General features: G+C 63.6%; 18 protein-coding genes. 11 read left to right on the top strand and 7 right to left on the bottom strand.

The window, feature by feature from the left end; all coding sequences use genetic code 11:
• Positions 1-106 precede the first annotated feature (106 nt).
• Both zwf and VSR82_RS29170 read left to right on the top strand, forming a co-directional pair.
• Positions 107-1,588: a glucose-6-phosphate dehydrogenase gene (zwf, locus tag VSR82_RS29175; RefSeq protein ID WP_429457589.1), complete on the top strand. Its 1,482-nt coding sequence runs from the start codon at positions 107-109 to the stop codon at positions 1,586-1,588.
• 170 nt (positions 1,589-1,758) lie between these two features.
• Positions 1,759-2,904 (top strand): nucleoside hydrolase, encoded by a 1,146-nt coding sequence (locus VSR82_RS29170; RefSeq protein ID WP_498858283.1) that lies wholly within the window; start codon positions 1,759-1,761, stop codon positions 2,902-2,904.
• Positions 2,905-2,937: 33 nt separating this feature from the next.
• On the opposite strand, the gene VSR82_RS29165 is transcribed toward VSR82_RS29170, so the two are convergent.
• Positions 2,938-3,894: a LysR family transcriptional regulator gene (locus tag VSR82_RS29165; protein WP_368585352.1), complete on the bottom strand. Its 957-nt coding sequence runs from the start codon at positions 3,892-3,894 to the stop codon at positions 2,938-2,940.
• Positions 3,895-4,645: 751 nt separating this feature from the next.
• Positions 4,646-5,698, bottom strand: coding sequence for an NAD(P)-dependent alcohol dehydrogenase (locus VSR82_RS29160; protein ID WP_368585353.1), 1,053 nt, complete (start codon positions 5,696-5,698; stop codon positions 4,646-4,648).
• Positions 5,699-6,035: 337 nt separating this feature from the next.
• Here VSR82_RS29160 and VSR82_RS29155 point away from each other — a divergent pair, with 337 nt between their 5' ends.
• A complete protein-coding gene (locus VSR82_RS29155; protein ID WP_368585354.1) occupies positions 6,036-7,004 on the top strand; it encodes an AraC family transcriptional regulator in 969 nt (322 codons plus the stop codon).
• Here the strand turns inward: VSR82_RS29155 and VSR82_RS29150 are convergent.
• The 3 genes from VSR82_RS29150 to VSR82_RS29140 are packed head-to-tail and all read right to left on the bottom strand — an operon-like array spanning position 7,001 to position 9,127.
• Positions 7,001-7,807 (bottom strand): molybdopterin-dependent oxidoreductase, encoded by an 807-nt coding sequence (locus tag VSR82_RS29150; protein ID WP_429457594.1) that lies wholly within the window; start codon positions 7,805-7,807, stop codon positions 7,001-7,003. The genes VSR82_RS29155 and VSR82_RS29150 overlap by 4 nt on opposite strands.
• Positions 7,804-8,454, bottom strand: coding sequence for a cytochrome b/b6 domain-containing protein (locus VSR82_RS29145; protein WP_368585356.1), 651 nt, complete (start codon positions 8,452-8,454; stop codon positions 7,804-7,806). The genes VSR82_RS29150 and VSR82_RS29145 overlap by 4 nt, the downstream gene beginning before the upstream one ends.
• 43 nt (positions 8,455-8,497) lie before the next feature.
• Positions 8,498-9,127 carry a hypothetical protein gene (locus VSR82_RS29140; RefSeq protein ID WP_429457596.1) on the bottom strand — a complete coding sequence of 210 codons (630 nt, stop codon included), beginning with the start codon at positions 9,125-9,127 and terminating at the stop codon, positions 8,498-8,500.
• A 247-nt stretch (positions 9,128-9,374) separates the two neighbouring features.
• On the opposite strand from VSR82_RS29140, the gene VSR82_RS29135 reads away from it, so the two are divergent.
• The 3 genes from VSR82_RS29135 to VSR82_RS29125 all read left to right on the top strand — a co-directional run bounded on the left by VSR82_RS29135 (position 9,375) and on the right by VSR82_RS29125 (position 11,850).
• Positions 9,375-10,046 carry a heavy metal response regulator transcription factor gene (locus tag VSR82_RS29135; protein ID WP_429457598.1) on the top strand — a complete coding sequence of 224 codons (672 nt, stop codon included), beginning with the start codon at positions 9,375-9,377 and terminating at the stop codon, positions 10,044-10,046.
• On the top strand, positions 10,043-11,443 hold the full coding sequence (locus VSR82_RS29130) for a heavy metal sensor histidine kinase (RefSeq protein ID WP_429457600.1): 1,401 nt from the start codon (positions 10,043-10,045) through the stop codon (positions 11,441-11,443). The genes VSR82_RS29135 and VSR82_RS29130 overlap by 4 nt, the downstream gene beginning before the upstream one ends.
• 104 nt (positions 11,444-11,547) lie before the next feature.
• Positions 11,548-11,850, top strand: a complete 303-nt coding sequence (locus tag VSR82_RS29125; protein ID WP_368585359.1) for a putative quinol monooxygenase — start codon at positions 11,548-11,550, stop codon at positions 11,848-11,850.
• 67 nt (positions 11,851-11,917) lie between these two features.
• Here the strand turns inward: VSR82_RS29125 and VSR82_RS29120 are convergent, their stop codons facing one another.
• Positions 11,918-13,396, bottom strand: coding sequence for a sensor domain-containing diguanylate cyclase (locus VSR82_RS29120; protein ID WP_429457602.1), 1,479 nt, complete (start codon positions 13,394-13,396; stop codon positions 11,918-11,920).
• A 115-nt stretch (positions 13,397-13,511) separates the two neighbouring features.
• Positions 13,512-14,270 carry a GntR family transcriptional regulator gene (locus VSR82_RS29115; RefSeq protein WP_429457604.1) on the bottom strand — a complete coding sequence of 253 codons (759 nt, stop codon included), beginning with the start codon at positions 14,268-14,270 and terminating at the stop codon, positions 13,512-13,514.
• Positions 14,271-14,535: 265 nt separating this feature from the next.
• Here VSR82_RS29115 and VSR82_RS29110 point away from each other — a divergent pair, with 265 nt between their 5' ends.
• The 5 genes from VSR82_RS29110 to VSR82_RS29090 all read left to right on the top strand — a co-directional run bounded on the left by VSR82_RS29110 (position 14,536) and on the right by VSR82_RS29090 (position 21,978).
• Positions 14,536-14,877 carry a UxaA family hydrolase gene (locus tag VSR82_RS29110; protein ID WP_217709839.1) on the top strand — a complete coding sequence of 114 codons (342 nt, stop codon included), beginning with the start codon at positions 14,536-14,538 and terminating at the stop codon, positions 14,875-14,877.
• A gap of 108 nt (positions 14,878-14,985) precedes the next feature.
• A complete protein-coding gene (locus tag VSR82_RS29105; protein ID WP_429457606.1) occupies positions 14,986-16,161 on the top strand; it encodes a UxaA family hydrolase in 1,176 nt (391 codons plus the stop codon).
• 171 nt (positions 16,162-16,332) lie between these two features.
• The gene (dctA, locus tag VSR82_RS29100; RefSeq protein WP_429457608.1) at positions 16,333-17,691 is read left to right on the top strand and encodes a C4-dicarboxylate transporter DctA; all 1,359 of its coding nucleotides are present in this window, start codon (positions 16,333-16,335) and stop codon (positions 17,689-17,691) included.
• Positions 17,692-17,809: 118 nt separating this feature from the next.
• A complete protein-coding gene (locus VSR82_RS29095) occupies positions 17,810-18,808 on the top strand; it encodes an Ldh family oxidoreductase (protein ID WP_429457610.1) in 999 nt (332 codons plus the stop codon).
• Positions 18,809-19,026: 218 nt separating this feature from the next.
• Positions 19,027-21,978, top strand: coding sequence for a molybdopterin-dependent oxidoreductase (locus VSR82_RS29090; protein WP_429457612.1), 2,952 nt, complete (start codon positions 19,027-19,029; stop codon positions 21,976-21,978).
• Positions 21,979-21,985: the final 7 nt, after the last annotated feature.

Here is a 21,985-nt window from a genome sequence, read left to right as displayed (position 1 = left end):
CATAGATGTTTGCCGGAAAAAGCGCCATACCGGACGTGAGCTTTAGCCCGTCCGCCCGCCGCCGATTCCTGATCGACGCCTTCCCCCTAGACGCTGCGACCGTGCCATGACGACCCAACAAGCTCCTGCCACACCCGACCTGCCGCTCGACATGATCATCTTCGGCGGCACCGGCGACCTGTCGTTCCGCAAGCTGCTGCCCGCGCTGTATATGGCGCATCTGCACTGCAATCTGCCGCCGGACACCCGCATTCTGACGATCGGGCGCAAGCCCTGGTCGCGCGAGGAATACATCAGCGAATTCATGGAGCAGAAGGCCAAGCCCTTCATCGACAAGAAGGCGTTCGATGCATCCGCGTGGGACAAATTTCTCGCGATTTTCGAATACGTGCGGATGGACGTCGATTCGCGCGAGGACTACCTGCGCCTGAAGGAAGCGTCGCGCGACGGCGTGAACCGTGTGTTCTATCTGGCGACGTCGCCGGATCTGTTCACCAATATCTGCGACAACCTGTCGGCGGCCGGGCTCGTCGACAGCCATTCGCGCGTGGTGCTCGAAAAGCCGCTCGGCCACGATCTCGCGTCCGCGCAGGAAATCAACAACGCGGTCGGCAGGCATTTCGAAGAATCGCAGATCTACCGGATCGACCACTACCTCGGCAAGGAAACCGTGCAGAACCTGATGGTGCTGCGCTTCGGCAATCCGATTTTCGGGCCGCTGTGGCAGGCGCCGTACATCAAGAGCGTGCAGATCACGGTGGCCGAAACGGTCGGCGTGGGCACTCGCGCGGGGTTCTACGACAAGACCGGCGCGCTGCGCGACATGGTGCAGAACCACCTGCTGCAACTGCTGTGCATCGTCGCGATGGAGCCGCCGGTGTCGCTCGATCCCGACGCGGTGCGCGACGAAAAGCTGAAGGTGCTGCGCTCGCTGCGGCCGATGACGCCCGAGGACATCGCGCGCGACACGGTGCGCGGCCAGTACACGGCGGGCGCGGTCGATGGGGAGGCGGTCAAGGGCTACCTCGAGGAAGAAAACGTGCCGCCGGGCAGCCGCGCCGAAACCTTCGTCGCATTGCGCGCGCGGATCAACAACTGGCGCTGGGCCAACGTGCCGTTCTTCCTGCGCACCGGCAAGCGGATGCAGAAGAAGCTGTCGGAGATCGTCATCGAATTCTCCGAGCTGCCGTTCTCGATCATTCCGAGCAATGGACGCACCTACGGCAATCGTCTGGTGATCCAGTTGCAGCCCGAAGAGTCGATCCAGCTGCAGGTGCTCGCGAAAGAACCCGGCAGCGGCATGCACATGGTGCCGGTGAACCTGAACCTGGACCTGCAGCAGGCGTTCACCGAGCGTCGCGCGGAAGCCTATGAGCGGCTGCTGATCGACGTGATCCGCGGACGGCTGACGCACTTCATGCGCCGCGACGAACTCGAAGCGGCATGGGCGTGGGCCGAGCCGATTCTCGACGGCTGGGCGAAGTCGGGCGAGCGGCCGCGCTCGTATTCGGCGGGCACGTTCGGACCGGCGGCATCGACCTCGCTGATGACGCGGGAGAACGCCGTGTGGGCGGAGGAATCGCAGTAACAGGCTTTTGACAGCACGCTATACGAGGCGGCTCGCGACGTTGCAGTGGCGTCGCGAGCCGCTTTTGCTTGCACTGTCGCTGGCGCGTTGATTGTTCGTCATTCATAGGGCTTGCGCCTATGATGATTTCCTTGTCCGCGTCACTCAGCGGCACTCCAAACGAGGCATCGATGAGGCGAATTCTCGTGGCATTGATCTGGGCGGCAAGCGTGGCAACCACACTCAATCTCACGGCTTACGCAAGCAACGGTGTCAATGCCCGCAGCGATCCGCCGAAGGTGATCATCGACAGCGACTACAACACGCTCGGCGACGATGGCCAGCTCGGCGTGATGGCAGCGCAACTGCAGGCGCAGGGTTCGCTGAAAGTGCTCGGCATTACCGTGGTGTCCGGCAATCAGTGGCTGAAGCAGGGCGTTGCCGATGCGTTGAAATCGGTCGAGCGGCTCGGCGTCGAACAGCAGATCGGCGTGTATGCGGGCGCCAATTACGCGTTGTCGCACGACTTCACGACGATCCAGCGTGAACTGAAAGAATTCCCGGGCGGCGACGGTTACATCGGCGCATGGAGCAAGCCGGAGCCGAAATCGGCTAGTGAACTGGTCGCGCCGCCAGACGGCTTCGCGACGCACACGAAGGTGCGAAGCCAGAGCGCGATCGACTTCATCGTCGAATCGGTGAAACGCTTTGCGGGCGAGGTAACGATTCTCGCAATCGGCCCGCTGACCAACATCGCGTTGGCCACCCGCGAGCACCCCGAGATCGTGCCGCTGATCAAGCAGATCATTTACATGGGCGGCGCGATCGACGTGCCGGGCAATACCACGCCCACCGCCGAATTCAACTGGTGGTTCGATCCCGAAGCGGCGAAAACGGTGCTGCGTCTGCCGATCAAACAGACGGTGATTCCGCTCGACGTAACGAATACCGTGCAAATGGACAAGACGCTTTACGATCGCATTGCGCACGATCCGGCGAAGCAGACCATCATCACGCAACTGTTCAAGACGCTGAACGGTTACGGCTACGACGGCAAGAACGGCTTCGAGACCAATCCGAACTACACGACGAACATCTGGGACACGCTGACGCTCGCGTATCTGATGCATCCGTCGTTCGCGACGCAGACCGTCGAGGAGTGGGTGGATGTGGATACGGGCATCGGCGCCAACGATGGCAAGGCAACGGGCTACACGAGTTCGCCGCCGCCGGGTTTACAGAAGATGACGGTCGTCAAGCGATTCGATAATCCGGCGTTTTTCAATTTCTATGTCGATCTGCTGACGCGGCCGGTGCCGGTGCGGCCAATGAACTAATCAACGCGCGAGCGCCGCGCGCCCGCACCCGCTTTACGCGGGATGCAGGCCGCGCAGCAACTGACGCACGCGCGACAGATCCTGCTCGACGTGGCCGGCCTTCTCGAACAGCTCGGCGAGCCAATCGACGAATGCGCGCACGCGCGGCGACACGCGGCGGTTTTTCACGTACGCGACCGAGACCGGCATCGGCACGGGTTTCCATTGCGGCAGCACTTCATGCAGCAAGCCCGAATCGAGGTAAGGCTGCGCGGCGATGCGCGCGGGCTGGATCATGCCGAGGCCTTGCAGTCCGCAGGTGAGGTACGCCTGTTCGTCGCTGACCTGCACGAAGCCATTGAGCTTGACCTTGCGCGCTTCGCCGTCCACTTCGAAATCGAAGTCGCATTCGCGGCCGCTATGCGGCGACACGCAGTTGACCGCGACATGCGCGCGCAGCTCGTCGAGATCGACGGGCGTGCCGTGGCGAGCCAGATAGGCTGGACTCGCGCAGGTGACCTGATCGAGGGTGCCGAGTTGCCGCGCGACGAGATTGGAATCGGGCAATTCACCGAGCTGGATGCTGCAGTCGATTGCTTCGGAAACCATATCGACGGTGCGGTTGCTGACGCCGATCGCGAGATCGAGGTTCGGGTAGAGGGCGTGGAACTCGTCTAGCGATGGGAGCACGATTGCGCTTGCTACTGCGCTCGGCATTTCTATGCGCAGGCGGCCGGTCAGGTTGTCGGTCGAATTGCGGATGCTGGCTTCCATTTCGTCGATGTCGGCCAGTATTTGCGCGCAGCGTTCGTAGTAGGCGGCGCCTTCTGGCGTGATGCTCAGGCGGCGCGTCGTGCGGACTAATAGCGCTGTTCCGAGCAGGGCTTCCAGGTTCTGGACGATCGTCGTCGCCGTTGCACGCGGAATGTTCAATGACTCCGCTGCGCGGGTGAAGCTGTTGGTGTCCACGATTCGGATGAATGTGCGCATTGCAGTTATTCTGTCGATCACTGGGATGCTCCAAATGAGGTTTCTTTTTTTGCCTGCGGCGGTTCTTTTGTCGTTGTTCCTGCGGTGTTGGCCTTTCCTTGATTTCTTGTCGGTCTATTGGCGTTGCCCCTGTGCGGGGCGGCACCTACTTTCTTTGCTGCTGCAAAGAAAGTAGGCAAAGAAGACAGCTCAAACCGCTAATTCTTAAGCGGGCACCGTGCCCCACGAGCGGCAGTGGTGCATCTGGAATCCGTGCCCCCGCACATTCGACGGCAGTGACAAAGCCGTCATCCATCCCACTCCGCACTACGTGCGTCGCGGACCGGTATGCAGGGGAAACCAGTGTGTTTTTTGTGTTAGTGGGGCCATCGGCTGCGTCTCGGCGACACGCCAAACCGACCAATGGTTTGAGAACAGTGCTTCGGCGCGCGCAGCGCCGCCGGAGGTATGACTGCCTTGTCACTAACGCGGAATGCGCGAGATGACAGATTCCAGATGCACCACTACCTCACGCGGACCGAGGGCCCCGCTTATGAGCTGGCGGTTTGAGCTGTCTTCTTTGCCTACTTTCTTTGCAGCAGCAAAGAAAGTAGGTGCCGCCCCGCACAGGGGCAACGCTAATAGACCGACAAGAAATCAAGGAAAGGCCAACACCCTAAGAACAAAGAAAAAGCGCGAAGGCAAAGAAAACACAACAACAAAACAAAACAAAACAGAGCCCCGCGCCGCGGGCGCAAAAAAAGCCACCCGCTGCGCGGCAAACAAGCAGCTATTACTTCCGCAACGAATCCATATCAATCACAAACCGATACTTCACATCGCTCTTGAGCATCCGCTCATAAGCCTCATTGATCTTCTGCATCGGAATCATTTCAATATCCGAAGTAATGCCATGCTCCCCGCAGAAATCGAGCATCTCCTGCGTCTCGGCAATACCGCCAATCAGCGAACCGGCAAGGCGCCGCCGCTTGAGAATCAGATTGAACACCTGCGGCGACGGATGATCGTGCTCCGGCGCACCGACCAGGGTCATCGTCGCATCGCGCTTCAGCAGATTCAAAAACGGATTCAGATCGTGCTGCGCCGCCACCGTATTGAGAATGAAATCGAAGCTATTCACGTGCGCTTCCATCTCCTGCGGATTCTTCGAAACAACGACTTCATGCGCGCCAAGCCGCTTCGCATCCTCGATCTTCGACGGCGACGTCGTAAACAGCACGACATGCGCGCCCATCGCACGAGCCAGCTTCACACCCATATGGCCGAGTCCGCCGAGGCCGACAATTCCGACCTTCTTGCCCGGGCCCACGCCCCACGTGCGCAGCGGCGAATACGTGGTGATGCCCGCGCACAGCAGCGGCGCGACACCCGCGGGGTCGAGATTCTGCGGCACGCGCAGCGTAAAAGCCTCGTCGACGACCAGTTGCGTCGAATAGCCACCGTACGTGATCTGTCCGTCGACGCGATCGACACCGTTGTACGTGCCCACCCAGCCGTTCTCGCAATACTGCTCGAGACCTTCCGCGCAGCTCGAACAGGTGCGGCACGAATCGACCAGACAGCCGACCGCGACCAGTTCTCCGACCTTGTACTTCGTCACATTCGGACCGACCGCGGTCACGCGGCCGACGATTTCGTGGCCCGGCACGACCGGGTAGATCGTGTTCTTCCATTCGTTGCGCGCCTGATGCAGGTCGGAATGGCACACGCCGCAGTACAGCACTTCCATCTGCACGTCATGGGCGCGCGGTGCGCGGCGCTGTAATTCAAACGGGGCGAGCGGCGTGGTGGCGTCGGTCGCTGCATAGGCATACGTCGTGCTCATGGGTAGCTCCAGCAAAGAGGGTGATGGCGCAACATACGACGCGCCGGCGATGCGCAACAGGGGGTTGCGGATGCGGCGGACCGCAGCATGAACCGGAATCGGGGAGCGTGCATCGGTGGCCAACATCCGCGTCGAGCAAATTGATGGTGGCCAATGACCGCGCACGCTGCGCGCGGCAAAAAGGGCGATCCGGCAGGGTTCCCATCTTAGGAGTCCGACACCCGTCGTGGAATACCTGATTGTCTTGAAGGTTTGCCTAAAACTCTGGAGGAACAGCGCGATACACTGTTTGGTGCTAAATTCCAGGCATTATTCTCCTGGCTGTCACCATATCGTCATGTCCACTCAAGCTGTCGATTCCGTTACGAACGATGCGGCGCAGCGCCGCGTGCTCGAACTGTTCAATCTGCTCGCGCCGAATGCCGGCATCACGCGTTCGAGCCTCGAAGGCGTCGACCTGCTGCGCGCGAATCAGCCGATGGCGCGCAGGCCGGTGATGTACGAGCCGAGTATCGTAATCGTCTGCCAGGGACGCAAGCGCGGCTTTATCGGCGATCAGGTGTTCCAGTACGACGCGCAGCAGTACCTGGTGCTGTCGGTGCCGTTGCCGTTCGAATGCGAGACCGAAGCAAGCGAACAGGAGCCTTTTCTCGGCATTTCCGTGCGCGTCGATCTGACGATGGTCGCCGAGTTGCTGATGGCGCTCAACGAGACTCAGGGTGTCGCGCAGCACGAACCGGCCGGCATCTACTCGACGCCGCTCGATTCCGCGCTGAGCGGCGCAGTGAAGCGTCTGATGGAAGCACTCGCATCGCCGCTCGATGCGCGCATCCTCGCCCCTGGCATCGTGCGGGAAATCTGTTATCGCGTGTTGACCGGCGAGCAGGGCGGCGCGATTCGCGCGGCGCTCACGCATCAGAATCACTTTGGCCGCATCGCCAAGGCGCTGCGGCGCATCCATGCGGACTACCACGGCTCGCTCGATGTCGATACGCTCGCGGCCGAGGCCGGCATGAGCCTCGCGGTGTTTCATGCGCAGTTCAAGGCGGTCACCGCGACGTCGCCGATGCAGTACGTGAAGACCACGCGTCTGCATCATGCGCGTCTGTTGATGGTGCAGGATGGCCTGAATGCGGGCGCAGCCGCCGCGCGGGTCGGCTATGAAAGCGCGTCACAGTTCAGCCGCGAGTTCAAGCGGCTATTCGGCCTGAGTCCCGGCGACGAAGTCAAGCGCATGCGCGCCGCTCACGATGCGCCGCTGCCGCGCGCGCACAAGCCGGTGCCGCGTTACGTGACCGCGGTCTAAAGCCCGCTGAACCAGTTGTAGCCCTGATCTTCCCAGTAGCCGCCGGGATTCGTGTTGGTCACGAAGATCGCGGCGATATGCTTCGGGTTCTTGAAGCCGAGCTTGGTCGGCACACGCAGCTTCAGCGGATAACCGTATTTGGCCGGCAGCGGCGCGTTGCGGAAATCGAGCGTCAATTGTGTTTGCGGATGCAGCGCGGTCGCCATGTCGAGGCTCGAGTAATAGCGGTCCGCGCATTTGAAGCCCACGTAGCGCGCGCTCAAATCGGCGCCGATCAGTTGGAGAAACGTGCGAAACGGTACGCCGCTCCATTGTCCGATCGCGCTCCATCCCTCGATGCACACGTGGCGCGTGATCTGCGAAACCTGCGGCAACTTGCGCAGCTGCTCGAGACTCCAGCTTCGCTTGTCCGCGACGAGCCCGGACACTTCGAGCCGAAAGCTCGAGCCGTCGATATTGGGCGCATCGAACTCGGGATAGAAAGCGTTGAACGGAAACGGATCGGTGATATCGCGCGCCGCATAGGTCGGCGCGAGTTTGTTGCGATCGAACAGCCACGCCTGCACGCGATCGTTCCAGCGCGACATCGCCCACAGCACCTTGTCGACGGAATCGTTGTCCTGCAGGTTGCAGCCGGACAGCATCGCGAGCGCGCCGATCGATAGCGACGAGCGCAGAAATAGACGGCGCTGCAATTGCTCGATTTGCGGCCGGTGCTCGGCAAGCACGATGCGTGAGCGGCGCGCGCCGTCTGTATTGGCGTGCGTATCGTTCGCCGTGTCGGTTCGTTGCGGGGCGCTCATGCGCGAGTCCTCTGGGGGGCTTGATCGATGCGAGGCGTGCCGTGCTGGGCGCGTCCGGTGAACATCGGCGGCAACGTGCGCGGCACCAGCAGCACCAGCAGCAGATGCACGACGACGAAGCCGACCACGCCGGCCATCGCGACGAAATGCACGCGCCGCGCAAAATCGAAGCCGCCGAACAGCGCGGTCAGCCACGAGAATTGCACCGGCTTCCAGATCGACAGTCCGGATGCGACGAGCAGCACGCCGAGCAGCAGCACCAGCAGATACAACGCGCGCTGCACGGCGTTGTACCTGCCGGTCTCGTGCGGCAGTCTGAAGCGCAACGCAAGCGCCGCATCGCGCGCGACGTCGCGGGCACGCACCGGCAGCAGCTTGCGACGCAAATGACCGCTCGCGACGCCGTACGCGAGATACAGCAGCCCGTTCACGCAGAGCAGCCACATCGCCGCGAAGTGCCATGCGATCGAGCCGCCGAGCCATCCGCCGACCGTCGCCCATACGGGAAACCGGAACGGAAAGATCGGCGACGCGTTATAGATCGCCCAGCCGCTCATCACCATGCAGACCATCGCGAACGCGTTGATCCAGTGCGTCACGCGAACGAAGAGAGGATGAACGATCAGAGATGCTTGCGAGTCGGGCATTGGCTTCAAAGACGAGAGGGAGGAAGACGAACGAAGTGCCGCGTTACATCGGCGGCGTCACGCCATGCTCGCCGGCCGAAATGAAGTTCGCCGCCATCGAGCCGTCCGCCTCCTTGTGCGCAAACAGCACGACCTTCGCGCCGGGCGTCAGCAGCGCGCGGCTGCCAGGCTCCAGACTGACGATGGGCACGTCCTGCGGAATCACGATCTTCTTCTCGCCGTCCTTGTACTTGACGGTAATCGTGCGGCCGTTGCTGACCACCAGCGAGCCGACCGTGCCGTTCGTCATCGTGCTGTTCGCGCCGAGATCCCACGGTCGATGACCTTCGCCCGAGCCGCGCATGCTCGGCGGGAACACATGCACTTCGAGCGCTTTCAGCGTGCCGTCGGCCTGCGGAATCGCGGCGGTGCCGACATAGCTGTCCGGTTTGATGTCGGCGACGTTGGCGAGCGTGACGCCGCGAATCGGCGTGTCGGCGGCAAGCTTCACGTCGACGTCCTGGCCGTCGCGCGTATGGACTTTGAGCAGATCGCCCGACAGCGACGTGACCGTGCCGCGCACGCCGGTCGGCGCGGCAGTCTGGGCCGAAGCCGCGAACGACGTTGCGAACAGCGCGGCGGCGAGGGCGGGGACGGCGAGGGCGCGCAGCGTGCGTGCGCGGACAGTGTTCATGCGGGTCTTCATCAGGCAACTCCAGGAAGGGGATGCAGCGTGGTGGATGGTGCGATCAGACTAGCCGCCGCATCGGCTCATCAAGGTGACGGGAGGATGACAAAAACGTCATCAATGGCCGAAGGCGGCCACGTAGAATGGCCGCCGGGGGAGCGCCGCAGGTTTTCTCGAGCGCTCCCGTCAGGCGTTTATTGCGCGCGCGAGCGCGGCCTTGCGGGCCGAATCGTGCGCAGGAGCGGCGAGCATCATGAGCATTCTGGTCATCGAAGACGATCCGAAAACCGGCGACTATCTGAAGAAGGGCCTGCGCGAGAACGGCTACGCGGTCGACCTCGCGCGCACCGGCACGGACGGCCTGCACCTGGCGCTCGGGCACGACTACGAACTCGTCGTGCTCGACGTGATGCTGCCCGGCATCGACGGTTGGGAAATCATGCGGGCGTTGCGCGCGCGACGCGATTTGCGGGTGATTTTCCTGACCGCGCGCGATCAGGTCAGCGACCGCATTCGCGGTCTCGAACTCGGCGCCGACGACTATCTGGTCAAGCCGTTCTCGTTTACCGAGCTGGTGCTGCGCATTCGCACGTTATTGCGCCGTGGCGTGATCCGCGAAAGCGACGTGTTCGAAGTCGCCGACTTGAAGCTCGACGTGTTGCGCCGCCGGGTCACGCGCGAAGGCGTCGACATTCCGCTGACCAACAAGGAGTTCATGCTGCTGCATCTGCTGGTGCGCCGCGAGGGCGAAGCGCTGTCGCGTTCGCAGATTGCATCGGAAGTGTGGGACATGAACTTCGATAGCGACACCAATGTGGTCGACGTGGCGATCAAGCGCTTGCGCGCGAAGGTCGATCACCCGTTCGAGAGGAAGCTGATTCACACGGTGCGCAGCATCGGCTACACGTTCGGCGACGGCGCATGAGACTCTGGACCGAACGCTCGCTGATCGCGCGCACCACGTTCCTGTTCGCGCTGATCGCCTGCGCGGTGATCGGTTCGCTCGGCGCGTATTTCTATCATTCCGCTGAAGTCGCGCTGCAACGCCGCGCCGATGTCGTGCTGAGCGGCCGCGTCGAGCATTTCAGCCGCATCGTGCACGACCTTTACTCGGTCAGCGAATTGAAAAAGCGTCCGCTGCTGTTCGAGACGATGCTCGGCGCGGAGGAGGACGTGCTGATCTTCCGCCGGCCCGGCGAAGCGCCGTTCGTCGACGTGAATCCGGGCGGACTCGCGGTGCCTGATCTGCCGGCCGCCCCGGCAGGCGATCCGCCGCGCGCCACCGACGTGCGTCGGACGCACCTTCCCGACGGCGTGCCGGTGCATTGGGCGATTGCAACCGCGACAGCGCGCGAGGATGGCACCGAAGTCGAGGTGATCGCCGGCCATCCGATGACACATGAAATGCGCATGCTGGCCGAGTACCGCAACCGCATCGTGCTGGCGACGCTGACCGGCATGCTGGCGGCGACGCTGCTCGCTTACTGCGTGCTGCGCCGCGCGCTGCGCCCGGTGCGCGAGATCGCCACCCGCGCCGCGCAAATCACCCCGACGAATCTGGCGGTGCGGCTCGACGATCGAGCGGCGCCGCTGGAACTGCGTCAACTCACGCATGCGTTCAACGCGATGCTCGATCGTCTCGCCGACGGCTATCAACGTCTGCAGCAGTTTTCCGCCGATCTCGCGCACGAAATCCGCACGCCGGTCGGCGCGCTGGTCGGCCAGACCCAGGTGGCGCTCGCGCAGCCGCGCGAACCCGACGAGTATCAGCAACTGCTCGAATCGAATCTGGAGGAGCTGAATCGCCTGAGCCATATCGCGGAGAACATTCTGTTTCTCGCGCATGCGGATCATGCGGCGCTGTCGATCGAGCGGCAGCCGGTCGATCTGCATGGCGAGCTCGTCAGAATCGCCGACTATTTCGAAGGCCTGGCCGACGAACGCGGCATGCGTTTCGAAGTCGACGCGGCAGGCATCGCATCGGCCAATCCGATGCTGTGCCGCCGCGCGATCAACAATCTGGTCGTCAATGCGGTGCGTTATGGCGCGGGCGACACGATCGTGCGCCTGCGCGGCGCGCAGGACCAGGCGGGCGCGCTGGTGACGGTCGAAAACGAGGGCCAGCCGATTCCGGCCGCGCAACTCGACCGGCTGTTCGATCGCTTCTATCGCGGCGACGCGGCGCGCAGCGCGTTCACGGAATCGAACGGACTCGGGCTCGCGATCGTGAAGGCGATCATGCATCTGCATGGCGGCAGCGCGCGTGTGGTGTGTCCGCAGCCGGGCGTCGTGCGTTTCGAGCTGCGCTTTCCGGGCGCGTGACTTGCTCGCGCATGAGGTCCGGCGTCGCTTCAGCCGACGCCGCCTATACTTTTCAAAGCGCTTTGAAAGGACCGTTCGCTGCCGAACTCACCAGGAGTCGCATCATGGTCAAGCTCGCTTTGTATGTCCGTCTGGAAGCCAGGCCCGGCAAGGAAAAGGAAGTCGAGGCGTTTCTGCTCGGCGGCCTGCCGCTCGTCGAGCAGGAACCGGCCACCGCCGCGTGGTTCGGTCTGAAGCTCGGTCCGTCGACCTACGCCATTTTCGATGCGTTCGACGACGAAGCCGGTCGCAACGCACATCTGAACGGCAAGGTCGCGGCCGCGTTGATGGAGAAGGCGGGCGAGCTATTCGCGTCGCCGCCGGGCATCGTCAAGCTGGATGTGCTGGCGGCCAAGCTGCCGGGCTGAGCGAGGTTGAGCGAGGTTGAGCGTCGAGCGTTGCGCCGGCGTGGCGAACGCCTGACGCCCTCGGCCGTTACTTCGCCGCCGCCTCCACGCCCGGCTGCGCGTCGTAGTGCGCGCGCTTTTCCTCGTACATCAGCAGGTCGGCGCGCTGCACGCCCGCTTCCAGCCGGTCGCCGCGCTGGCAGGTCGCCGCGCCCATCGAGAAGCTCAGCGGCGAGCCCGGATAGAACTGGTTGTTCATCTCGACCAGCTGGCGGATCGCGTCGATCATCGCCGCGCCGCCGCGCTCGTCGGTATCGGGCATCAGGATCGCAAATTCGTCGCCGCCGATCCGCGCCGCGTGGAACGGCGACTCCATCGCCTTCGCGAGCACTTCGCCGGCACGCCGCAGCAGCGCGTCGCCGGCCGCGTGGCCGAGCTGATCGTTCACGCGCTTCAGGCCGTTCAGGTCGGCCATGATGATCGTGACGGGCCACGGTCCCTTGCGTTCCAGCCGGTTGAGTTCGTCCACATAGAACGAGCGGTTGCGCAGCTTGGTCAGCACGTCGTGCTTGCCGAGAAATTCGAGGTAGGCCTCGGCTTTCTTGCGCGCGGTGATGTCGGTCAGCGCGACGAGCACGAGGTCCCAGTCCCGCTCGTGGCCGGGCAGCACCGAGAATTGCAGGTGGACGTGAACCTCGTTGCCGTCGAGTGAATAGTTGAGCACCTCGCGCTGCTGGAACAGCTTGTTGTCCCACAGGTCGATCAACTGTTCGCGGAAATGCGGGCGCATGTCGTCGCGGAACACGTCGGCGAGGCGCGCGAGCAGCGTCTTCTTGTCCTTCGCGCCGAACATCCCGAGCGTGTGGTGGTTGACGTCGAGCACATGGATTTCCGCCATGCAGCGTTCGACGAACTCGGGATGGACGTCGGTAAACACGCGGAAATCGTTGATGCCGGCCGCGCGCGCGCCGTCGAGCAGGCGTTTGACCGCGCTGAAATCCTCGACCCACAGCGACACCGGCGAATGTTCGAAGAGCCCGCGCGCGTATTCTTCCGCCTCCGCGACACGGCGCCGCGCGCCTTCGAGCTCGGTGATGTCTTCGGTCGACACCAGCACGCGGTCCCAACGGTCCTCGTGACCGGGCAGCACCGCGCCCTTGAGCAGCACGTCGAGGCGCCGTCCGCCGAGCGTGTAGTTGACCGTGTGGCTCGTGAAGTTCGATTGTCCGGCCCAGAGCTGGCACAGCTCTTCGAGGTGCGTTTTCAGCATGTCATCGCGGAACACCGACGCGAGGTTGCTCGTCAGCGTGTCGAAATCGGCGGCCTCGAATTGCGCGAGCGTCTGGCGATTGACCTTGATCACGCGGATGCGGTGAGCGCATTCGGCGACGCGCTGCGGGGCTTCGGCGAAATGGGCGCGCAGATCGGTCACGCCCGCGGCTCGCCATTCATCGAACAACGCGCGCACGCCGCTGAAATCTTCGAGCCACAGCGACACCGGCGCGAGTTCGAACATCCCGGAGTCGTCGTTGATGGGCGCGGAGCCGCTCGTGAGGGTATCCAGCATGAGGTTCTCGGGATCGGAAGTGCGGCTATTTTAGACAGGCTGGCGCCGGTCGAAAATGAAAGACGATTGGCCTGTCGTTTTTGCGCAGACGTGCCTGGCGAGTGACCGTGGTCCGCTATTTCTGATCGTCGCGTGCCGCGCGCGTGCCGATGTACTCGTATTCCTCGGTATTGAGCCGCGAAATGCGCAGTTCCACCGCGCTGCGATGATACGAGTACGCGATGCGTCGAATCTCGAGCAACGGCGCGCCGACATCGACGCCAAGCTGCGCGCTTTCGAGCTCATTGGCGAGCGCAACGCTCACACGCTCATCGGTCTCGACCACGTTGATGCCGAAACCGTCCTGATAGAAGTTGTACAGCGTGTTCGGCCGGTTGCGCAGCTTGCTTTCGGTCAAGCCGGGAAAGAGCGCTTCGGGCACGGTGATATGTTCGATCAGCACGGTCTTGCCATGCAGCGCGAGCCCGTTGACGAACTGCAGCACGCGCGCACCGGTCTCGATACCAAGCGCGACGGCCGCCTCGCGCGATGCTCGCGCCTTCTTGAACCCGATCAGCGTGACGACCGGGTAGGCCTTGTCGCCGTCGCGCCGCACGATGCGAAAGAAGCGGAAAAAGTGCCGGTCGCGCTGATGCATCGCCACGAAGGTGCCGAGCCCCTGATGACGGATCAGAATGTTCTCGGCGCACAGTTCGTCGATGGCTTTGCGCAGTGTGCCGATCGACACGCCGAAGCGTTCGGCGAGGCGCTTTTCCGAAGGAATGCATTCGCCGCCTTTCCATTCGCCGGCCGCGAGCGCCGCGAGAATCGCGCTCTTGACCTCCTTGTACCGTGTGGCGCCCACGGCGGGCGCATTGATCGCGAGCGTGCTCATGAAAACCTCCGGAATACGCGAGTCGTAGCTCGCCTGCGTTGGACCTGCCCTGATTCTAAACGACCAGGTCATCTGAAACATCTGGATGAATCGTATGTTGTCGGCGATTCGCGACAGCGACCGGTCACCTCCCAGTCTTCTAACACATCTATATGACCTAGTTGACATTGAGTAGGTGGGCGCCTAGTATCGATTCACCGCGGCGCACGTGGCTGCGCTGCCCGGCGGCACCCTCACCGCATTCAAACTACGAATGGAGACGCTCATGAGCAATCCCACGGCAGACATCAACGACACCGCAGCGGGCGCGTCGGCGCCACGTAGAACGATTCACATCGTGCTGCACGAGGCGAAAGACACGGTCGGCGTGGCGGTGGTCGAGGGCATCAAGGCGGGCATGCAGCTCAACGCATGGATCATGGATGACGACGCAATCGTCACCGTGCCGGCGAAGCAGGACATTCCGATCGGTCACAAGGTCGCGCTGAAGGACATGGCCGTCGGCGACACGGTGTTCAAGTACGGCGTCGATATCGGCAAGGTGGTCGCGCCGATCAAGGCCGGCGAGCACGCGCACGTGCACAACATCAAGACGAAGCGCTGGTGAGCAACGCGCGCAATTGCTGCCTGCTTTAACGCATACCGCTGGGCGGCATCCCGCTTCGCGGCATCGAGCCGCCCTCACTGGCATCAACCCGAACACGAGAGAGACACCATGAGCGTGATTGACCTGGATACCACTTTCCGCGGCTATCGTCGCGACAACGGCCGCGTGGGTGTACGCAACCACGTGATCATCCTGCCGGTCGACGATCTGTCCAATGCCGCGGCACAGGCGGTCGAACACAATATCAAGGGGACCATGGCGCTGCCGCATCCGTATGGGCGGCTGCAATTCGGCGCCGACCTCGAACTGCATTTCCGCACGCTGATCGGCGCGGGCAGCAATCCGAACGTCGCGGCGGTGGTCGTGATCGGTATCGAGGAGGGCTGGACCAAGCGTGTCGTCGACGGTATTGCGAAAACCGGCAAGCCGGTGATGGGCTTCGGCATCGAACTGCATGGCGATCACGACACGATCATGCGCGCGTCGAAGGCCGCGAAGGAAATGGTGCAGTATGCGACGTCGCTCGATCGCGAGGCGTGCCCGATCTCGGAGCTATGGGTGTCGACCAAGTGCGGCGAGTCGGACACCACGTCGGGCTGCGGCTCGAACCCGACCGTCGGCAATGCGTTCGACAAACTCTACGGCCTCGGCACCACGCTGGTGTTCGGCGAGACCTCGGAGCTCACGGGCGGCGAGCAGATCGTCGCCGCGCGCTGCGCAAACGACGGTGTGCGTGACCGCTTCCAGTTCATGTTCGACCGCTACCAGGACATGATCAACCGCTGGAAAACCGACGACCTATCCGAGTCGCAGCCGACCAAGGGCAATATCGCGGGCGGCCTGACGACGATCGAGGAAAAGGCGCTCGGCAACATCCAGAAGATCGGCAAGAAGTGCATGGTCGACGGCGTGCTCGACAAAGCCGAGGAGCCGACGCATTCCGGACTGTGGTTCATGGACTCGTCGTCGGCCGCGGCCGAGATGGTGACCTTGTGCGCGGCATCGGGCTTCGTCGTGCATTTCTTCCCGACGGGGCAGGGCAACGTGATCGGCAATCCGATCGTGCCGGTCATCAAGATCTGCGCGAATCCGCGCACGGTCCGCACGATGGGCGAGCATATCGACGTGGATGTGACCGGCATTCTGCAGCGCGAGCAGAACCTCGACGAGAGCGGCGACAAACTGCTCCAGTGCATGATGGCCACGATCAACGGCCGTTTCACCGCGGCCGAAGCGCTCGGTCATCGCGAGTTCGTGTTGACGCGTCTGTTCGAAAGCGCCTGACGCGGGCGGCCCGGCCGCCGCAGCGAGCCGCACGGCTCGCGCGCCGCGGTCCCCACCTTCTCGGCGCATGCCGGCACGGAGAAGCGGCCAGGCATGCCCCCGTGACCGGCAGCTCATGCGGCAGTGGCGCCGGCTCGACATCTGGCAGCAGCGAGTGGAGGAGACACCATCTTGCGCGTGCTCAAACATCTCTACGTGCAGGTCCTGATCGGACTTGCGGCTGGCATTCTCGTCGGTCAATTCGCGCCCATGTTCGGCGTGCAGATGAAACCGCTCGGCGACACCTTCATTCGCCTCATCAAGATGCTGATTACGCTGGTGATCTTCTGCACGGTTTCCGTGGGCATCGCGCGCATGGAAAGCCTGAAGCAGGTGGGCCGCGTCGGCTTCAAGACGCTGCTGTACTTCGAGGTCGTCACCAGCATCGCGCTGGTGCTCGGCCTCGTGGTCGCGAACCTGTTGCGTCCGGGTGCGGGACTCAATATCGATCCCGCATCGCTCGATCCTCATGCGCTCACGCATTACGTCGCCGATGCGCACTCGGTCTCGTCGAGCTTGATCGACATGATCGTGCCGAACTCGGTGGTCGGCGCGTTCGCGCGCGGCGATCTGCTGCAGGTGCTGCTGTTTTCGGTGCTGTTCGGCATCGCGCTGTCGATCATGTCGCAGCGCAGCCGGCTGCTGATGCGCGGCATCGAGCAATTCGGCGACACCTTGATGCGCATCGTCGAAATGATCATGCGGCTCGCGCCGCTCGGCGCGTTCGGCGCGATCGCGTTCACGGTCGGCAAATACGGCATCGGCACGCTGCAGCAACTCGGACTGCTGATTCTGTGCTTCTACATCACGAGCATCCTGTTCATTGCGATCGTGCTCGGCGCGGCCGCGCGCTGGGCCGGCGTGGGCCTGTGGCCGCTGCTGAAGTACTTCCGCGAGGAACTGTTGATCGTGCTCGGCACGTCGACCACGGAGTCCGTGCTGCCGCGTCTGATGGAAAAGCTCGAGCGCCTGGGTTGTCCGCGCGCGATCGTCGGGCTCGTGTTGCCGACCGGCTACTCGTTCAATCTGGACGGCGCCGCGATCTATCTGACGATGACGTCGCTGTTCATCGCGCAGGCCACCAACACGCATCTGACGCTGATGCAGCAGCTCGGCTTGCTGGCGGTTCTGATGCTGACGTCGAAGGGCGGAGCGGGCGTGGCGGGCGCGGCGCTGGTCGCGTTGACCGCGACGCTGTCGACGCACAACATCATTCCGGTCGCGGGCATCACGCTGATTCTCGGCGTCGACCGCGTGCTCAACGAGATCCGCGCGCTGACCAATATGATCGGCAACGTCGTCGCGACGCTGGTGGTCGCGCGCTGGGAGCGCGCATTCGATGCAAGCGCCGCACGCGAATTCCTGGCCGCACCGCGCGAGGTGCAGGCGCAGGCATTGGCGCAGCCGGTGCGCAAGCCGCAGGCCGCGCAAGCGCAGCAGGCGCGCGAGGAAGAAGCCAGTCGGCCTCGTGCAACGGGGTTGTACGAATAGGCCGCGAAGTGAGCATCGCGTCGCAGCGGCATCGATAGCAGTGCCGGACTTGATGCTTCACCTCGGCAATGACAAAGTGATGCGCTGCCCACAATAGAACCAAGGAAAGGAATACCCGATGGCCCGACTGTTTCCCGACGCGCTCACTGCGCTTGCGATTCGCGCGTTGCGCCGCGCGGACGCGTTGCCAGCGACCGCCGAATCGACGGCGCGCGCGCTCGTCTATGCCGACGTGCGCGGCCTGTCTTCGCACGGTGTATCGCGTCTGCCGATGTACTGCGCGCAGTTGCGCAACGGCCGCGTCGATCCGGCCGCGCAAGCCGTCATCGTCGCGGATCGCGGCGCGGCCGTGTTGATCGACGGCGCTGACGGCCTCGCATATCCGGCCTGCGATCTGGCGGTCGCGACGCTCGCCGAACGCGCCCGGCAGTACGGCAGCGCAGTCGCGGGCATCTGCCGCAGCCATCATTTCGGCGTTGGCGCGGCGCATCTGGCCGCGCTCGGCGAAGCCGGCATGGTCGCGCTCGCGTTCAGCAATTCGCCAGCCGCGATGCCCGCCTGGGGCGGCCGCCGCGCGCTCTTCGGCACCAACCCGATCGCGGCCGTGTTTCCGCGCCGCAACGGCGCGCCGCTCGTCATCGACCTCGCGCTGTCGCAGATCGCGCGCGGCAAGATCGCGCTGGCCGCGCGCGACGGCAAGCCGATCCCCGAAGGCTGGGCGACCACGCGAGACGGTCTGCCGACCACCGATGCGCGCGCCGCGCTCGACGGCATGATGCTGCCGTTCGGCGGCGCGAAAGGCGCGATGCTGGCGCTGGTGGTCGAGTTGCTGGCCGCCGCGCTGACCGGCGCGAACTTCGGCTACGAAGCGGGCTCGTTCCTGACCGAGGAGGGCGAGCGCTCGCGCATCGGCCATCTGTTCTGGGCGATCGACCCGGGCGCATTGGCCGGCGACGACGCATATCTGTCGCGTGTCGAGGCGCTGATCGAGATGATGCTGATGGACGACGAGGTGCGCTTGCCCGGTTATCGAAGAGAGCAGCTTGCGCAAGCGGCATACGAAGACGGCGTCGACATTCCGGATGCGCTGATCGCGCAACTGGAGGGCCGCGCTTGAACAAGTCTTGGCGTACCCAACCGGCCTGATGCAACTGGACACGCGGAAGAAAGAAGCGCATAGCTGAAAGCGAGACCGAAACTATCGGTGCGTCGGATAGTTTTAGTCGCAAATCGCGATTTCCCTTGTGAGGCAGGCGCGAATACGATGATCGATATCGTATGGGCAGCGCGAATGACCCGCGCTTCGGCCCACCAGAAGCAGCGATGGAGATGGCCATGGAGCACCACGCCCGCACGCAGAACGAACGGCTCGATATCAAGACCACCACCTGCTACATGTGCGCGTGCCGCTGCGGCATCCGCGTGCATCTGCGCGACGGCGAGGTGCGCTATATCGACGGCAATCCGGAGCATCCGCTGAATCAGGGCGTCATTTGCGCGAAGGGTGCGTCCGGCATCATGAAGCAGTACTCGCCCGCGCGCCTCACGCAGCCGTTGATGCGCAAGGCCGGCGCGCAGCGCGGCAGCGCGCAGTTCGAACCGGTCTCGTGGGACACCGCGTTCGAGGTGCTCGAAAAACGTCTCGCCGCGATCCGCTCGACCGATCCGAAGAAGTTCGCTCTATTCACGGGCCGCGACCAGATGCAGGCGCTGACCGGCCTGTTCGCGAGGCAGTTCGGTACGCCCAACTATGCGGCGCACGGCGGCTTCTGCTCGTCGAACATGGCGGCCGGCATGATCTATACGATCGGCGGTTCGTTCTGGGAATTCGGCGGACCGGATCTCGACAGCGCGAAGCTGTTCTTCATGATCGGCACCGCGGAAGATCATCATTCGAATCCGCTTAAGATCGCGATCTCGAAGTTCAAGCGCGCGGGCGGCCGCTTCATCGCGATCAATCCGATCCGCACCGGCTACGCGGCGATCGCGGACGAATGGGTGCCGATCAAACCCGGCACCGACGGTGCGCTGTTCATGGCGTTCCTGCACGAACTGATCGCCGCCGACACGTGGGATCACGAGTTCGTGCAGCGTTACACGAACGCGGCGGAGTTGGTCGATATCGACGAAGCGAGCGAAAACTTCGGTTTGTTCGTGCGCGATCCCGAACGGGCCGAAGGCAATCCGCTGTTTCCGCAGAATCATCTGTGGTGGGACCCGGCCAGCCAGCGCGCGGTGCCGCATCACACGAGCGGCGTGACGCCCGCGCTCGACGGCCGTTACACGCTCGCCAACGGCAAGCCGGTCACGCCGTCGTTCGCCTTGCTGCGCGAGCGAGTCGCCGCTTGCACGCCCGAATGGGCGGCGGAGATCACCGGCATCCCCGCCGATACAATCCGCCGCCTCGCCGACGAAATGATCGAAACCGGCCGCCGGCACCGCATCACGCTGCCGATCCGCTGGACCGACGCGTGGGGCGAAACGCACGACACGGTAGCGGGCAACCCGGTCGCCTTTCACGCGATGCGCGGGCTGGCCGCGCATTCTAACGGCTTTCAGTCGATCCGCGCGCTTGCCGTGCTGATGTCGCTGCTCGGCACGATCGACCGCCCCGGCGGCTTTCGCCACAAGTCGCCGTTTCCGCGTGCGGTACCGCCATCGGCGAAACCGCCGAACAGCCCTGACGCGGTGAAACCCAATACACCGCTCGCGACGGGCCCGCTCGGCTGGCCTGCCGCGCCGGAGGATCTGTTCGTCGACGAACACGGCGGCCCCGTGCGTATCGACAAGGCGTTCTCGTGGGAATATCCGCTCGCGGTGCATGGCGTCATGCACAGCGTGATCACCAACGCGTGGCGCGGCGATCCTTATCCGATCGACACGCTGATGATTTTCATGGCCAACATGGCGTGGAATTCGTCGATGAACACGATGAAGGTGCGCGAGATGCTCGCCGACAAAGACGCGAACGGCGAGTACAAGATCCCGTTTCTCGTCGTATGCGACGCGTTCCAGTCGGAGATGACCGCATTCGCCGATCTGATCCTGCCGGACACGACTTACCTCGAACGTCACGACGCGATGTCGATGCTCGACCGGCCGATCTCCGAGTTCGACGGCCCCGTTGATTCCGTGCGTGTGCCGGTCGTGCCGCCGACCGGCGAATGCAAGCCGTTCCAGGAAGTGCTGATCGAACTGGCGTCGCGCCTGAAGTTTCCCGCGTTCACCAATACCGATGGCGGCCGGCGCTTTCGCGACTACCCGGACTTCATCGTCAATCACACGACGTCGCCCGGTTCCGGCGTCGGCTTTCTGATCGGCTGGCGCGGCAAGGATGGCGACAAGGCACTGGTCGGCGAACCGAATCCGAAGCAGTGGGAGCAGTACGCGAACAACAACTGCGTGTTCCATTACCGCTTGCCCGAGACCTTGCAGTACATGCGCAACTGCAACGGACCGTATCTCGACTGGGCGGTCAAAAACGGCTTCCGCAAGTTCAGCGAGCCGATCCTGATCCAGCTTTACTCGGACGTGATGCAGAAGTTCAGGCTCGCCGCGCAAGGACGCACCAGCGGGCGACAGCCGCCCGAGCATCTGCGAGCGCGCGTCGAACGGTACTTCGATCCGCTGCCGTTCTGGTACGCGCCGCTCGAAAGCGCGGCGACGGATCTCGCGCAATTCCCGCTCGCCGCTGTTACACAACGGCCAATGGCGATGTACCACTCGTGGGATTCGCAGAACGCGTGGCTGCGGCAGATCCATGGTGAGAACTATCTGTATGTGAATCCGCGCACGGCGGCCGGAAACGGTATCGCGGATGGCGGCTGGATTTACGTCGAATCGCAATGGGGCCGCGTGCGCTGCATGGCGCGCTACAGCGAGACCGTCGAACCGGGCACCGTATGGACGTGGAACGCGATCGGCAAAGCGGCGGGCGCATGGAATCTCGGCCCGGACGCGAACGAATCGCAGCGCGGCTTCCTGCTCAATCACCTGATCACCGACGAATTGCCGGGCCGCGACGACGCGCCCGCGCGCATGTCGAACTCCGATCCTGTGACGGGCCAGGCCGCCTGGTACGACGTGCGCGTACGCATCTATCCGGCCGAAGCCGACGCGCGGCACACGCTGCCGCAGTTCGATGCGATGCCCGGATTGCCCGGTGCGGTTGCACAGAAGAGTGTGGTGTCGCGCATCGTCCAGACCTATTTCGCGGGACGCGGCGAATTCGCGGCGCGCCTGCGCGGGACGTTGCGACGCGCCGAACCTGACGGCGACGATCGTTGAAGCCATG

The sequence above is a fragment of the Burkholderia sp. JPY481 genome (genome assembly GCF_038900515.1).
GTDB lineage: Bacteria > Pseudomonadota > Gammaproteobacteria > Burkholderiales > Burkholderiaceae > Paraburkholderia > Paraburkholderia youngii.
Note: the sequence above shows the minus strand (reverse complement) of the source record. Positions and strands in the feature narration are given on the sequence as shown.